The organism is Metabacillus flavus (assembly GCF_018283675.1).
In the GTDB taxonomy this organism is placed as follows: Bacteria; Bacillota; Bacilli; order Bacillales; family Bacillaceae; genus Metabacillus_B; species Metabacillus_B flavus.
Genome location: NZ_JAGVRK010000001.1, coordinates 3,554,672 through 3,569,432, shown reverse-complemented (window position 1 = coordinate 3,569,432; position 14,761 = coordinate 3,554,672). Strand labels below are relative to the sequence as shown.

The 14,761-nt window shown below is 43.7% G+C and carries 9 protein-coding genes; 8 read left to right on the top strand and 1 reads right to left on the bottom strand.

Features of this window, described 5'->3' with window-relative positions; translation table 11 throughout:
- Nucleotide 1: 1 nt before the first annotated feature.
- Nucleotides 2-637: a YigZ family protein gene (locus J9317_RS18285; RefSeq protein ID WP_211561278.1), complete on the bottom strand. Its 636-nt coding sequence runs from the start codon at nucleotides 635-637 to the stop codon at nucleotides 2-4.
- A 180-nt stretch (nucleotides 638-817) separates the two neighbouring features.
- Between J9317_RS18285 and degS the strand changes: the two genes are divergently transcribed.
- The 8 genes from degS to J9317_RS18245 all read left to right on the top strand — a co-directional run bounded on the left by degS (nucleotide 818) and on the right by J9317_RS18245 (nucleotide 14,750).
- Nucleotides 818-1,975, top strand: coding sequence for a two-component sensor histidine kinase DegS (gene degS / locus J9317_RS18280; RefSeq protein ID WP_211561276.1), 1,158 nt, complete (start codon nucleotides 818-820; stop codon nucleotides 1,973-1,975).
- A gap of 191 nt (nucleotides 1,976-2,166) precedes the next feature.
- Entirely contained in the window at nucleotides 2,167-2,850 is a 684-nt protein-coding gene (gene degU, locus J9317_RS18275; protein ID WP_211562504.1) for a two-component system response regulator DegU, read from the top strand.
- A 367-nt stretch (nucleotides 2,851-3,217) separates the two neighbouring features.
- Complete coding sequence (gene grpE / locus J9317_RS18270) at nucleotides 3,218-4,120, top strand: nucleotide exchange factor GrpE (protein ID WP_211561274.1); 903 nt, start codon at nucleotides 3,218-3,220, stop codon at nucleotides 4,118-4,120.
- A 32-nt stretch (nucleotides 4,121-4,152) separates the two neighbouring features.
- Nucleotides 4,153-5,841 carry an Hsp70 family protein gene (locus J9317_RS18265; protein WP_211561272.1) on the top strand — a complete coding sequence of 563 codons (1,689 nt, stop codon included), beginning with the start codon at nucleotides 4,153-4,155 and terminating at the stop codon, nucleotides 5,839-5,841.
- A 12-nt stretch (nucleotides 5,842-5,853) separates the two neighbouring features.
- The gene (locus J9317_RS18260) at nucleotides 5,854-7,932 is read left to right on the top strand and encodes an Hsp70 family protein (RefSeq protein ID WP_211561270.1); all 2,079 of its coding nucleotides are present in this window, start codon (nucleotides 5,854-5,856) and stop codon (nucleotides 7,930-7,932) included.
- A 67-nt stretch (nucleotides 7,933-7,999) separates the two neighbouring features.
- Nucleotides 8,000-10,999: a fibronectin type III domain-containing protein gene (locus J9317_RS18255; RefSeq protein ID WP_211561268.1), complete on the top strand. Its 3,000-nt coding sequence runs from the start codon at nucleotides 8,000-8,002 to the stop codon at nucleotides 10,997-10,999.
- A 121-nt stretch (nucleotides 11,000-11,120) separates the two neighbouring features.
- Nucleotides 11,121-12,227, top strand: a complete 1,107-nt coding sequence (locus J9317_RS18250) for a TRAFAC clade GTPase domain-containing protein (RefSeq protein ID WP_211561266.1) — start codon at nucleotides 11,121-11,123, stop codon at nucleotides 12,225-12,227.
- A 6-nt stretch (nucleotides 12,228-12,233) separates the two neighbouring features.
- Entirely contained in the window at nucleotides 12,234-14,750 is a 2,517-nt protein-coding gene (locus J9317_RS18245; protein ID WP_211561264.1) for a GAP1-N2 domain-containing protein, read from the top strand.
- The last annotated feature ends 11 nt before the right edge of the window (nucleotides 14,751-14,761 follow it).

Below are 14,761 nucleotides of genomic sequence, written 5' to 3'. Positions count from 1 at the left end.
CCTAACTAACCTCTTCTTCCAAATACGTGACATCTCCTTGCGTTATTTCGCTTTGGCCGTTTGTCAATTCTGTCATCCACTTGGTGAAGGTATCCGTTTGATCTGAAGCAACAAAAGTCTCTATCTCTACATCGTTCAAATAATGTATTTCTTTAATGAGGTATTCTGAGGACCGAAGCTCATTTTCAAGCTTCCCAAGCCATGTATAGTCAATTTTAGTATGCATAATTTTCATTAATTTACGCTTTACTATACCTGTATGGTTTAATCCTTCTGAAACAGCCTGGCCATATGCGCGGATCAAGCCGCCTGCACCGAGCTTGATGCCGCCGAAATACCTGGTCACAACGGCAGCAGTATCTTTAAGCCCGCGTTTCTTCAGTACTTCAAGCATTGGAACTCCAGCTGTTCCGCTTGGCTCCCCGTCATCGTTCGCCTTTTGGATTTCATCTCTTTCTCCTATTAAATAGGCGGAACAATTGTGGGTTGCATTATGATGTTTTTTCTTGATTTCCTGAATAAACGCCTGTGCTTCTTCTTCTGTCTCAACACGCTTTATATGGCAGATAAATCGCGACTTCTGGATGATTATCTCATGCTCTCCGCTGCCTTTTGCTGTATAATAAGTAGAAAGCATGTTTGTACACCTCCTGGCTTACACGGGGAAAAACCGGTATGCTTGTTTCATCAGATTTTTCTGCCAATTGCGAGCGTTTTTCTACGCTTGCATTATTCCATTATATAGCGGCACATATTTGACTTCAATCACAATCTCATAACATAATCATGACATTTACAGCAACGGAGGTAATTTCTGGTGAATACCAAAAAGCTGGACAGCGTGGTGCTGGATGAAATCCTGAATAAAATGATCTCCACAGTGGACGGAAGCAAAGGGGAAATCTTTGCAATCGGCGAGCAGTCACGTACTCAATATGAGTCGCTTGTTGAAGAGCTGACCCTCATTAAAACACAGGTAAATGATGTGATTGATGCGGGGGACAAGCTTGAGATCCAGGCAAGACACGCTAGAAAAAGGCTGTCAGAGGTAAGCAAAAATTTCAACCTGTTTACAGAAAATGAAATTCGGGAAGCGTATGAAAGGGCTCATGCCCTGCAGGTTGAACTAACGACAATGCAGCACCGTGAAAAACAGCTTCGCGACCGGCGGGACGAGCTGGAGAGAAGGCTGCTCGGGCTTCAGGAAATCATCGAACGGTCTGAAGCGCTTGTCACTCAAATCGGGGTCGTCTTAAATTACTTAAGCCAGGACCTGCGCCAGGTTGGGATGCTGCTTGAGGACGCCCAGGCGAAACAGGATTTCGGTCTGCGGATCATCGAAGCCCAAGAGGAAGAACGCAAGCGGGTGTCGCGTGAAATACATGACGGGCCTGCGCAAATGCTCGCAAACGTCATGATGCGCTCTGAATTGCTGGAACGCATTTTCCGTGATCGGGGTACCGAAGAAGGATTCAAGGAAATCCGCAATCTTCGTCAAAATGTCCGCAATGCTTTATATGAGGTAAGAAGAATTATTTACGACCTAAGGCCCATGGCTTTGGATGATCTTGGGTTAATCCCAACTTTAAGAAAATACTTACATACGATTGAAGAATACAACGGAAAGACAAAAATGCTTTTTCAAAGCTTCGGCGAAGCCGAGGAAAGAAGGCTTCCTCCCCGATTTGAAGTGGCGCTTTTCCGGCTGGCGCAGGAAGCCGTCACCAATGCTCTAAAGCATGCACAAGCGAAAGAAATCTCGGTTAAAGTCGAGGTTACAAAGGAATACGTCAACCTCCTGATCAAGGATGATGGAAGCGGTTTTGACTTTAGTGAGCTGAAGGAGAAAAAGAACAAATCATTCGGGCTGGTCGGGATGAAGGAACGGGTCGAACTGCTCGACGGCACGATGGAGATTGATTCGAAAATTGGCAGAGGAACGGCCATCATGATAAAAGTTCCTTCCATATTTTAGATGTTTCAATTAACAGCTTCCTGCTCTACCATTGAATTAGGAAAGAAATTAGAAAAACGTTAAGTAAAAAGTCATGACCTTGCGGGATTCCTTCGCTGCGGCAAAGCGGAAAACTAGCGACAAAAGGCTCATTGACGGTAGGTATGAGGATTGGACTAGAATGAAGTGAGTGGGGAGGCGTATTAGTGACCATGAAAACTAGAATTGTAATTATTGATGATCATCAGTTATTCAGAGAAGGCGTAAAACGTATTCTTGATTTTGAACCAAGCTTTGAAGTTGTATCAGAGGGTGACGACGGCGATGAGGCAATGCGTATCGTAGACGAGCATAAGCCGGACGTTGTCATTATGGATATAAATATGCCGAACGTAAACGGAGTGGAAGCGACTAAGCAGCTCGTTGAAGCCAACCAGGAAACGAAGGTTATCATTCTGTCCATCCATGATGATGAAAACTACGTAACCCGTGCCCTTAAAACAGGTGCCCGCGGCTACCTTCTAAAGGAAATGGATGCAGACACGCTGATCGAAGCGGTCAAAGTCGTTGCAGACGGCGGATCTTACCTGCATCCGAAAGTAACACACAATCTTGTAAACGAATTCCGCAGACTGGCTACAACAGGTGCAGGCGGCGGCGGACAGCAGCTTCAGCCGGAAATCCGCAGACCGCTGCATATCCTGACTCGCCGCGAGTGCGAGGTTCTTCAAATGCTTGCTGACGGAAAAAGCAACCGCGGAATCGGTGAAGCTCTATTCATCAGTGAAAAAACTGTTAAGAACCACGTATCCAATATCCTTCAGAAAATGAACGTAAACGACCGTACCCAAGCGGTAGTCGTTGCGATCAAAAACGGCTGGGTGGAAGTACGCTAAGCTAAGCTATTATAAGATTTATACTGTAAAGCTGAAACCTGATGGACGAGGGTCCTTGCGGGGTTCAGCTTTTTTTTGTGTTTTTTGCGGGGTGGTTGCGGTTTATGCCGGGGAGTGAGGGTGTAATTGGATGTAGGGTGTTGAGCGCCACAAGGATGCTGATCCGGAAAACCCGCACATTCAATAACCCTTAGTGAACATCCTCCCAATAATCTTTAAAATCACCTTTTATATTTACATAAAATACATATTTGCGGTTTATAAACCATCTTTTCTAAAAAAAACTAATATGGTATGATTTTACTGGTGAGAAAGTATTAGATTAATTGATTTATAAGAATAATAATCCATAGCCGGAGGGATGAACTTGGGTATTTTTAATCCAACATCTAAAAAGAATAATAAACAATTGGATTCCGAGAAAGAGAATCCAGAGTCTGCTGAAATAAATACCCCGTTACAGGAACAAGAGCCGGAGTTTGATAAAAAACCGATTTTCGATCAGGAAGCAAGCAACATCCCGAGCTTTAAGCATTGGGCGCCTGAAGACTTGAACAATGAATCTTCTGTGACTGTAGAATTTCCTGATGAGCCAATCCATCCCCCTCACTCTGAACTACCCCAAAAAGGCTTTGAATGTTCTGAAGCAGAAATTGCGGATGAAGAATTACCCGTCCAGTCAGCGGAAAAAAATATGGAGTCAATAGCGATCCGAAACGAATCAGCTGCAGCCGCTGAAACTCCTGCTCCGGAATCCGTTTCCCTTGAAGGCATGAATCAGCGCTTTGATTCCTTAGAAAAGCAGATGGCCCGCCTTTCTGAGGATTTTGAAGACAAGATAAAATACGATCTGCATAAAGATCAAATCATCAATAATCTCCATAGCGAGCTGCAAAGTTACAAAGAAGAAAGCGTGAAAAAGCAGATCCTTCCAGCTATGATGGATCTAATCCAAACGATTGACCGTACCATTAAAATCTCCAAAAGCATAGAAAAAGATTCAGAGATTACAACAGAGAAACTGATCAAGATTATTAAAGATTCCGCTTTGGACTTTGAAGATATTCTCTATAAGCAAGGAATTGAATCCTATGAAACGGAAGACAGCAACTTTGATTCTATGAAACAAAAGGTGATCAAAACGGTTAATACAGCCGATAAAGAACTGGATAAAAAGCTTGCTGAAAGACTTGGCAAGGGTTACGAGTGGGATGGAAAAATCATCCGGAAAGAACCCGTAGCCGTTTACGTATTTTCAGACAAAGAATAGTACATAAGAATAATATTAAGGGAGAAAACTGCATGTCTAAAATCAACAAAGTATACGGAATTGACCTTGGAACCACCTATTCTTGCATTGCGCATATGGACGAGCATAGTAAAGCGGACATTATTACAAACAGCAATGGAATTAAAACGACTCCATCTGTTGTCTTTTTTGAAGATGAAGGAGAAACGACAAATATTGTTGTAGGTGAGGCGGCAAAAGAGAGCGGAAAGCTTTACCCAAATGATGTAGTTTCTTTTATTAAAAGACAAATGGGAACGGACTATGAATTTTGGAATAAGGACCAGCAATACCGAGCTGAAGAAATTTCGGCGCTTATTTTGAAAAAGCTTGCGAAGGATGCTGAAGGAAAAACAGGGGAGCCGGTTAAAGATGTAGTGATCACAGTGCCCGCTTATTTCGGCATTAATGAGCGTGAAGCAACAAAGAGAGCTGGCGAGCTAGCTGATTTGAACGTAGTGGACATTATTAATGAGCCTACAGCCGCGGCTATTGCCTATGGAATTTCACGCGAAACATCCAAGCGTGTACTTGTGTATGACCTTGGAGGAGGTACGTTTGACGTAACTCTTATCGACATCTCACCGAGTGCCATTGAAGTGATCGTTACTGGCGGCGATCATAATCTCGGGGGAAAAAACTGGGATGACGCCATCATCAACTATCTAGTTGAACAATATGAGGAGCAGACTGGTAACACGGACGATGTTCTGGAAGATGCCGAGACAGCTAAAGAACTTGAAGTAGGAGCAGAGAGTGCCAAAAAGACGCTTAGTGACCGCAAAAAGGCTCCGATCAGCTATATTCATGGTTCTGATAAGATCCGAGTGGAACTAACACGTGAAAAATTTGAAGAACTGACAGATACGCTTTTAAACCGTACCATTGAGCTAACGAAGCTAATGCTTGAGGAAGCAAAGCTTAAAGGAGAAGGAAAAGATCAGTTTGATGAAATCATCCTTGTCGGCGGATCTACCCGCATGCCTCAGGTAGAAACGAGAATTATTCAGGAATTCAACGTACAGCCGGTCAAATTTGATCCAGATGAAGCAGTAGCCAAAGGCGCAGCGATTTATGGCATGGAAAAATCAATCCGCGAATGGGTTCAGGCTAAAAAAGAAGAAATGATTTCTCAAACAGGCGCAGGCGGGGAGCAAGAGCTTTCTCTAGAAAAACAAGAAGAGATTCAGGAAGAAGTGAAGCGCCAGGCGAGCCAGACATTCAAAATTGGCGGAAAAGCCATTGACGTAATTACGGAAACTAAGATTATTAACGTGACTAGTAAAAGCTTTGGGGTTGTTACAACGGAAATAGAGAATGGTGAAAGAGTTCAAAAAGTAACGAATTTAATAAAGAAGAATGAATCATTGCCCATCGTAAATACACAGCAATTTGGAACGCTCGAAGATCATCAGGATTCTGTTTTCATTGAAATCATGGAAAATGAATTTAATGATGATCATCTTGAAGTCATTGATGCTACTGCAATAGGCGAAGCAGAATTGACAATTCCGCCAGGACTTCCGGCAAATTCTCCACTGGAGATTACTTTTGTTCTTGGAGACAATGGAAGACTTGATGTAAAAGCAGTGGAATTGACCGATAACCGTGTCATAGAGGTGTCCATTGAAACCACCTCCGTAATCAGCACCGAGCAGATGGCTGAAGCAAAAGAAAAATCCAAGTCGCTCGTAGTTTTGTAGGTTGCGGTAAATATGACAAACACCATTGGAATCGACCTCGGTACGACATATTCGGTCATGTCTGCAGTTGATGGAGAAGGAGTTCCATTTATTATAAAGAACGCAGAGGGGAAAACCACAACTCCTTCCGTCATCTATTTTGGCGGAGGAGAGCCCATTGTTGGCGAGGAGGCTAAGGAGCAACAGGCATTCGGCTCGGCAGAAGTAGCCGCTTTCTTCAAGCGTTCAATGGGTGACCAGCATTTCGGATTCGAATGGAATGGAACGTATTACTCCCCTGTTCAGCTTTCGGCCCTTGTGCTGAAAAAACTGAAAAAGGATGCAGAGGCAGAACTTGGTTTGCCTGTTTCGCACGCTGTCATAACCGTTCCTGCCTATTTTGATAATGCCCAGCGTGAAGATACAATTAAAGCAGGGAAACTGGCAGGGCTTACTGTAACCAGTATTATCAATGAGCCAACAGCTGCTGCAATAGCTTACGGATTCAAAGAAGGAACGGGAAGAAAGAACCTGCTTATTTATGATTTAGGCGGAGGAACCTTTGATGTAACTGTTGCCAAGGTCACAGATTACTCAGTAGAAGTCCTATCAACTAACGGCGATCATTTACTAGGGGGAAAGGATTGGGACGACCGCCTTGTCATGCGTGTAAGCGAGAAATTTTTATCCGAGCACGGTATTGATCCTCTTGAAGATGTGGAGTTTTTAAATGAAATTTTAGTTCACTGCGAGCATGCTAAGCGCGCTTTAACAGACCTCCAGAAAACGGTGATTCAAGCTGTTCACTCAGGCAAAAGGAGCAGTTTTGAACTCACGAGGGGCCAGTTTGAAGAAATGACGGATGACTTGCTGTATCGGACATGGAATTTATCTGATATTGCAATCCGGGAAGCAAAGCTTTCCTGGGATCAGATTGACGATGTCATTCTAGCCGGCGGTTCTTCTAAAATGCCGATGATTTCAAGTTTTATAGAAAAGCAGTATGGCAAGAAGCCATTAAAAGGCCTTAATGTAGACGAAGTAGTCGCGTATGGAGCAGCAATTAAAGCTGCTATGGATCAGGAAAAAGCTGCGCAGAAGCCTCTTCTAAAGCTTGGAAGTGCGAAAAAGGTAACAGATGTAATGAGTCATAGCTTAGGAATGGTAGCCATTCGCGACGATTATTCTGCTTATTTCAACAGCCGGATAATTGAAAAAAACAAGCCGATTCCAGCATCTGTAACGAGGCCTTACCAGCTGCAGACAGCCAGCGGGGAAGATGGACAGCTTGAGATTTATGTGACACAGGGAGAGAGTGAAATCCCTTCAGAATCCACGGTAATCGGCAAGTATACTGTGGACGGAATTCCGTCCTCAAATGGGCTGGCCGATGTTCATGTCAATTACGCTTACGATGGAAATGGAGTTGTCCAGGTTACCGCTTCAGACCGCTTTGGAACCCTGCTTGAAGTTGTGAAAACAGAAGTGCCATCCGATTTATCATGGCTGAATGAAGCGCCTGTAAAAGAAGAGGAAAAGATGGTTCCAATGTCTGTAGTGATTGCGGTAGATCTTTCTGGGAGTATGAATGGAAATCCTTTGCTGCAGGCAAAAGAAGCAGCCAAAACATTTGTAAAACAGCTTGACTTATCAAGATCCCGAGTCAGTATTATGGGCTTCGCCAACAAGACGAAGACTTTACTGCCGCTTTGTGGAAATGAAACGGACTTACTATGGGGGATAGATAGGTTATCGGATTTGTATCACGAGGGCAAAATTGGCTATGGAAATTCCGCAGAGCCTTTTACTGAGGCATTATATACTCTTGAGCATGAGGAAGGAATAAAATTCATTATTGTTCTTACAGACGGTCATTGGTCCTATCCAAAGGAAGCCATTAACCGGGCGAGAATCTGCAGAGATGCGGAGGCTGACATCGTGGCAATCGGCTTCGGATCAGCAGATTGGAAATTCCTTAAAGAAATAGCAACATCTGATGAGAACGCTCTTTTCACAGACGTGACAAAGCTTCAGAGCTCTTTCTCGAAAATTGCCCAAGAATTGAACGGGATCAAACAAAAACAGAAATCCAGATCATTATTATTGCGTTGAAAAGAGGCTGGAGATTTGAAATCTCCGCCTTTTTTAAGTTAAAGGAGATGCGGGGTGAGAACGTCTCATGACAGGACGTCCTAATTTTTATAATTTGCTAGAGCTGTCCTGCAATCCTCCTGAACTGGATAAGGACAAAATTAAATTTGCGATTGAAACAAAGAAAAAATACTGGAACTCCAGAGCCAATATGCCTGGCAAGCGCGGGGAGGAGGCGAAGTACTTCAGTTCCCTTACAGGTGAAATGATCAGCCGCCTTGTGGATGACGAATTTTGGGAAGAGGAAGCAGAAAGAGCCCATACCGAAGAACTGGAGAAGAAACGGGAACTTGAACGGATACAAAATGAGCAGCTGGATCGAATGATTGAAATCGCTTCTTCCAAAGGATTCATTACGAAACTGGAGATTTCCTTTATTAAAGCTAAGCTGAGTGTTCCTGAAGCAGCGATTCAGAAGCGGATAAATGTAGAAGTGAAAGAAGGGAAAAAGAAAACTAAACAATCGAGTTCAGACGGTCTTGAAATGACTAATCCGTCTACATTAAAAGAGATTGCGTCGCTGCTTTCAGGCTTGAATGTAAAGCCTTTAGCAGGCTCCCTGCCTACTTTGTATGATTTTCTCGGCATTCCCGAAAAAGGGTCCGCTCGATCCGTTCTTTTTGCAGAGGCCAATGAGCAATTTGCACTTTACCAAAGAAAAGCTAAAGGCAGCCAGGATACGGAGTCACGAAGGCAGCTTTATTCAATTGCTAAACAGATTTTTCATAACGAAACAGAACGGAAAAAGTATGATAACTCCTTGGCGGGCATGAGGCTTGAACAAGCAAACAACCTTTTAGAGATAGCATGCGCAGGGGGAGTTGTAGACTTCTTCACCTATGAAGCTTTAATGAAGAGGCTGCAGCAAGAGGGAGTGCCTCAAAAGCTGGCAAAAGATCATATTCGTTTGTACTGTGCTCAAAAAGGGGCTGAATTAAGGTCCGTAAAGGGAGATGCTGAAACGGAAGTACAACTGCTGCAATGCGGAATATGCGGTGTTATTCATGATGATAAAAGCAGGCATTGTACGAACTGCGGAGATGCATTAAACGCCCCGTGCAAAAAGTGCGGAACGATGAACAAAAACAATTCAAATCATTGTTCAAGCTGTTCCTTCCCAATCAGCGGCCAATTTACCCATCAAAAGCTTCTGAACGAAGGTTTTTTTCTTCTATCGTGCAACCGGCTTGATGAAGCAAAGGCTTACTTTGAAAGGGCTAGAAAGATATGGGATAACAATGAAACAGCAGCGGGACTCCAGCAAATTGCCTCACACAAAAAGAGAGTCTCAGATCAGGTTCAGAAAATTGAATCGGAAATGAAATTTAAACGGTTCTATCGGGCTGAGCAGGAATGGATCAGACTGAAAAAGCTAGATGCCGCCCTTCCTGAACACGGATATTTTGAGAGAGAAATTGCTTTAAAGATTAGACTGGCAGATTCCCTTGTTCAAAAGGCTATGCTTGCTTCAAATCAAGCTGAAGCAGAAAAGCTCTGCATTGAAGCGATAAGCGTTTGCGCTGATAACAAGGATGCTGAAGAGAAATTAAGCCATATTCCCCCTGAACCTCCACTAAATGGGATGATACAACCTTCAGGCAAAACCATTACTATTAGCTGGAAGCCATCTGTATCCAAGGGCAGCATCGTGTACCAGCTTCTCAGAAAAGAAGCGGGATCACACGAAGAAAAGCTGCTGGCTGAGACAGCTGATTTCTCCTACCGTGATTCATCTGTGGAAGCTGGAAAAAGCTACTCTTATACAATTCTTTCGAAACGCGGCAAGGTAAGCTCTGCTCCTCATAAAGCATCAGGCCAAGGTTTCTTTACAGCAGAAGCAGAAAACCTTCAGGCTCATGCGGCCTCTGATTCCATCACAATTACTTGGAAGGCGCCTCCAAGATCGAAAATCGAAGTGTGGAAAAAAGAGAATCAGCAGCCGTCACGCAGGGGAGACGGAGTAAGACTTAGCGGGGTTAAAGGAAATGAGCTAATCGATACGGATGTGGAAAAGGGCAAAAGGTACGGCTACCTCGTCATGGTGCAATATCAGGATGAATCTGGAAGAATAATTTTCTCAAACGGTAAGCCGGTCATGGCTGTTGCAATGAACACGGAGCCTATAAAGGATTTGTCTATCGGCATATCAGGAGACACCATAAAATACCAATGCACCAAACCGGCAGAAGGGGAGGTCTACTTCCTTATTTCAGAAAGCCCCTTTGACGAAGTGCAAGTCGGAGAAATCAGCTTATTTCAAGATTTGTCCCCTCGCTATGGCGGCAGATTACTCCGGGTGCCACATGCATGTGAAGGAGTCCTTGATCTTCCAAAGAGCGGAAGATGCTCTGTCCTGCCGGTTACAAAAGTGGGAGAAATGGCGATTGCAGGAACACCCAAAGCAGTGAAGCAAATGTTTGAAGTAACAGATCTTGATGCGGTTATGAATGATCAGGGCAAACTCCTTCTGACATGGAACTGGCCTGAAACAGTAGAACATGCAGTGGTTGCCTACAGCTATCACTCTTTTCCTCAGGAACCAAAGGACCCGGCGGCTGTGCATCGTGAGGTTTCCTTAACTGCCTATAATGCATTTGGAGGCTACTTGATCGATCAGCCCGGAAGCGGAAATTTATTCATTAAAGTGTTCATCATGGAAGAGTTGAATGGTGAAATCACATATTCCGAAGGCGAAAGCTATTATTATACGAATTCCCAGCCAATCCGGCTTTCCTACAAAGTAGAGATGAAATTTTTCAAGAAAAAGAAATTCATTCGCATTAGCTCGGAAAATCCTGCAGTCCCTCTTCCTCGGATGGTCATTATCAAACAGAGCGGCAGGCAGCCAATCTCAATTACCGATGGAAGAGAAATTGCCGCTATTGAAGATGGCCGGATGCCGGCAGACGCCTTAACCGATATTAGCAGCCATTCAGAACAGGGCTGCTACGTAAAAGTATTTTTATCCAATCCAAAAGATTACAAGCGGTTTACCCTCGAGCCATTCGGGGATTTATTAATCCATTAAAAGGGAGCTCGCCAAAAAGATGATAAAAAGACAATATGTGTGTCCGTACTGCTTTAATAAACATAAAATCGAGGAGGTTCATTTCCGCTGTTCAAAAGAGAGCTGCACGGAGGAGGATACGGTGTATTCTACCTATTGGGGCACCCCTCTCTATTCAACCGCTATTGAACCGCCAGCAAGCAAAAAGAGCTTCCTCTCTGCTATAAAGCCGGTGATGCCATCCAGCTGTTTTTGCGATAAGTGCGGGTCTCAGGCAGATGTACGAATCTGCCCTTCCTGCCACTCCAATCTTCCAAGCACCATTGCAGATTATGAGGATTATATCATCGCTGTAATCGGGGCTAAGCAAACAGGGAAGAGCCACTATATTTCTGTTTTAATCGACAGCATTCAAAACAGCATCGGAAGCGCTTATAACTGCTTCCTAAAGCCGGAAAACGACGACACGATCCGCCGCTACAATACGAATTTCAGAGATCCGCTTTTTAAACATAAAACAACGCTTGAAGTAACCTCCTCGGCGACAGGCACAGATGCAGATGTAAAAAAACCGCTTCTTTATACACTTTCGTTTTCTGGAGAGGGCATTTTCGGCACAAAGGTCATTACGCTTGCTCTGTTTGATACAGCCGGCGAAGACTTAAAGGATGAAAAAATAATGGCACAGCACGTCCGCTACATTAGCCATTCAGCCGGCGTCATCTGTCTGCTCGATCCCCTTCAGCTGGAGTCTGTAAGAGATCAGATTCATGAAAAGGGACTGCCGGTGAATCTGCCGCGCCTCGATAATGAAAACAGTGTGAATGACCTGCTTAATCGGACGACAAATATGATTCGAAATTTGCTGAAAATGAAAGTTTCTAAGAAAATCGAAATTCCGATGGCTCTCAGTTTTTCTAAAATGGATGCCATTAAGCCGCTTCTTGATCCGGGCAGCAAGCTCCATCAGCCAAGCCGCCACACCGATCAAAGGGGATTCGATACGGTTGATTTTGAAGGAGTCTCCAATGAAATGAAGGCGCTAGTTCAGGGCTGGACGCAAGGAAATCTTACAAATTTGCTTGAGCATAACTATAAACATTATGCATTTTTCGGCTTATCCGCTCTTGGAATGGACCCGGGAACAGACAGCAGAGTTGAGAAGATTGAACCATTCCGGGTGGAAGATCCGTTTTTATGGCTACTGTGGAAAAATCAAATCATCAAAAGCCATATGAGGAAAGGGTGAGGGGCCTTGTCTAGAGAATTTTTGCAGCATTACTATACTTCAGCTGTCAGCGGATTGGGGTCAGGACCAGGATTTCAAACCTTTTCGAAATCAAAGGAAATGACAGACGCTGAAAAAACGGAAATTGAAGCTTACTGTACCTATAAGCGTCCGTCTCACCTTCCTCCGAATCCAACTGCGGAGGAAATCAGCACCCTTTTTCCTAAGTCCTTCTCATTTATCCGCTTAAACAGCGGAAAAATTGGCCTATCCCTGACTCAATATACTGGCAGGGATTATTCAGGCCGCTTCGGAAATTCATTTAGCCATACTTTAATTACAGATGGGGCACTAAATGACTATCCATTTACATATGCGTTCAGCCCGGTATTTGTAAGTGGCTTAACGAAGGAAGAAAGTGAATCCGAAACAGCACCTGCTCCCCTTCCTGTTCTTGCAGGGCTCAAGGGCGGAAGATTAAGCATTGATTCCGTTTTGGATTTCTTACATGAAAACAATGGATGGGACGTCCTTGTGAGGATGGTGTCAGGTGCAATTGAAGGAATCCAGAATGGCAAAAGGCTGATTATCGTTGATTACGAAGATCGGATCCCTATGTGGTTTGCTGCCATCCAGTTGTCGTTTCCGCTTCGTCTTGCCCATCATCTTACCTTTACAACGTATACATATGATCCTCTCAAAAGCAAAGCGCTTTTAAATGGAGCTGTTTCAGAGGGGACAGCTTTAACCATCAGCGAAGGAATGATGAGGCACCAGGCATTTGTATTCGATTTCGAACAAGAACGTTTTAGCCAATTTGAGAAAAACCATGATTATGCAGAGTTTGCAGTTTCTTTGCTGAATGAAGGCTGGTCAAAAACGAAACCATTTTATGATTTCCTTGAAGGAATGAACATCGATTCCATTGAGGGATCTTTATCCCGCGCAAAAGATCTTTATATGTTTTTTGAACAGTCAGCAGAGAATGTTTCCGGGGGCCAGCTCGCCGCTGCCCTGGAATATGCAGAAAAACATGCGCCGGAGCAGGCTTTGATTAATATGGCTTATAGTCTTAAAAATGGGCTTGAAGACAACAAAGATGATCAAAAAGCGTTTTTAGCCGATCTTGATCTGGAGCTTGTTAGAAGAGTCACTTCTTTGCTTTTTACTGCTTCTGAAAAAGAGGGAAGTGGGGGAGCTTTAACCCAGTTCTCGACAGCGTTTTTCCTGGACGCCGCAGAGCATTTGCTAAAAGGGATCCGCTCAAGTGCAGAAGCAGAACAGATTCTTGAACTGTGTCTTAAAACCAGCCAAAGATACCCGCAAATAAAAGAAAAACTTCCAAAGAAACTGAGCGAAATTTTAAAATGGGGAAAAGAAGGCTATTATTCGGATATCATCGGCTACTTCCTTGAGGAAACCATCTCTTTGCACGAGCTAAAGGGTATCCATTGGCTGAATTCAGAGGAGAGTTATAGAAAATTACTTTTAACGAGTGCTTTATGGCTTATTGAGAAACAAGCAGATAGAGTGGTAAATGGGCTGCTGAACGACTATTACCGGACGATGGGAAATGCTTTGCTGTATATTCACTCTAAAAATAGGCTTCAAGAAAAAATTGAGGGTTACTTTAAAGAAAACCTGAACAGCAATCTAGCTAAAATCATGGATCTTGACGAGACAGCAGCTGCGGAGACCCTCTTCGTAAATTTGCAGAAAGAAAAGCTATCCGGCTCAGACTTGCCGATATCGGACTTTTTAAATGCTCAGGCAGCAACTGGGCACCGTATGAATTTAGATTCCCTGCTTCCTGCTGTTTTTGAAGCATTCAACCAGTTGGAAAATACTCAAACTATAAAAGCTGAGATGCAAGTGCTTTTACAAAGAGGATCTCAGTTGACTATTAATCCATCTGAAAAAAGCAGGTTAATAGAAAAAACAGAAGGGATTTTCTCTTTCACCTCTGAAACGAACCGGGATAAGAGCCTTGTAAGAAATCTCTATGATTGGAAAAATGCCAAACTAACGAAACCTGACAAGTCCTACCTGTTAACGGCAGGCTGCATCATACACGATAGGGAAACTCCGTATGGGTTTAATCTGAGTGAGCTTCCTCTTCATCTAATAAAGCTTGGAGACAAGCAGTACTTTCAATTCGCAGCTTGGGTGCTTCCGGTTCGCATGAAAACAGAAGAGAATCCCGACGATGTTATTAAGCTTCTTGCAGGAACAAAACGCTCTCCTCTATTCTGGCAGGTGCTGCAGAATCTCGAGGAAAAAAATTCTCCAGCTTATTCTAGTCTTCTGACCGCATTTATACGCAATATAAGCCATTCAGAAGAGCTTGACGAGGAACTGGAAGATCGCATCGTGCAGTTCATGACCCAAAACAAGAAGCTCTATAAGCATGTTAGTGAAAAGATGGAAGAAAAGAGCGGCCGGAAATCACGGTCTAAAGAAAATTATTGGCCTCGTATTCAGGAACAGGTTGAGAGCGGCCAAACCCTGTTTGGAAAAATGAAAGGTCTATTTTCAAGGCGATGACGGAGGAAACC

Coding starts and splice junctions, on each gene's coding strand:
- J9317_RS18285 (WP_211561278.1), bottom strand. CDS start 637: ATGCTTTCTACTTATTATACAGCAAAAGGCAGCGGAGAGCATGAGATA.
- degU (WP_211562504.1), top strand. CDS start 2,167: ATGAAAACTAGAATTGTAATTATTGATGATCATCAGTTATTCAGAGAA.
- J9317_RS18265 (WP_211561272.1), top strand. CDS start 4,153: ATGTCTAAAATCAACAAAGTATACGGAATTGACCTTGGAACCACCTAT.
- J9317_RS18260 (WP_211561270.1), top strand. CDS start 5,854: ATGACAAACACCATTGGAATCGACCTCGGTACGACATATTCGGTCATG.
- J9317_RS18255 (WP_211561268.1), top strand. CDS start 8,000: ATGACAGGACGTCCTAATTTTTATAATTTGCTAGAGCTGTCCTGCAAT.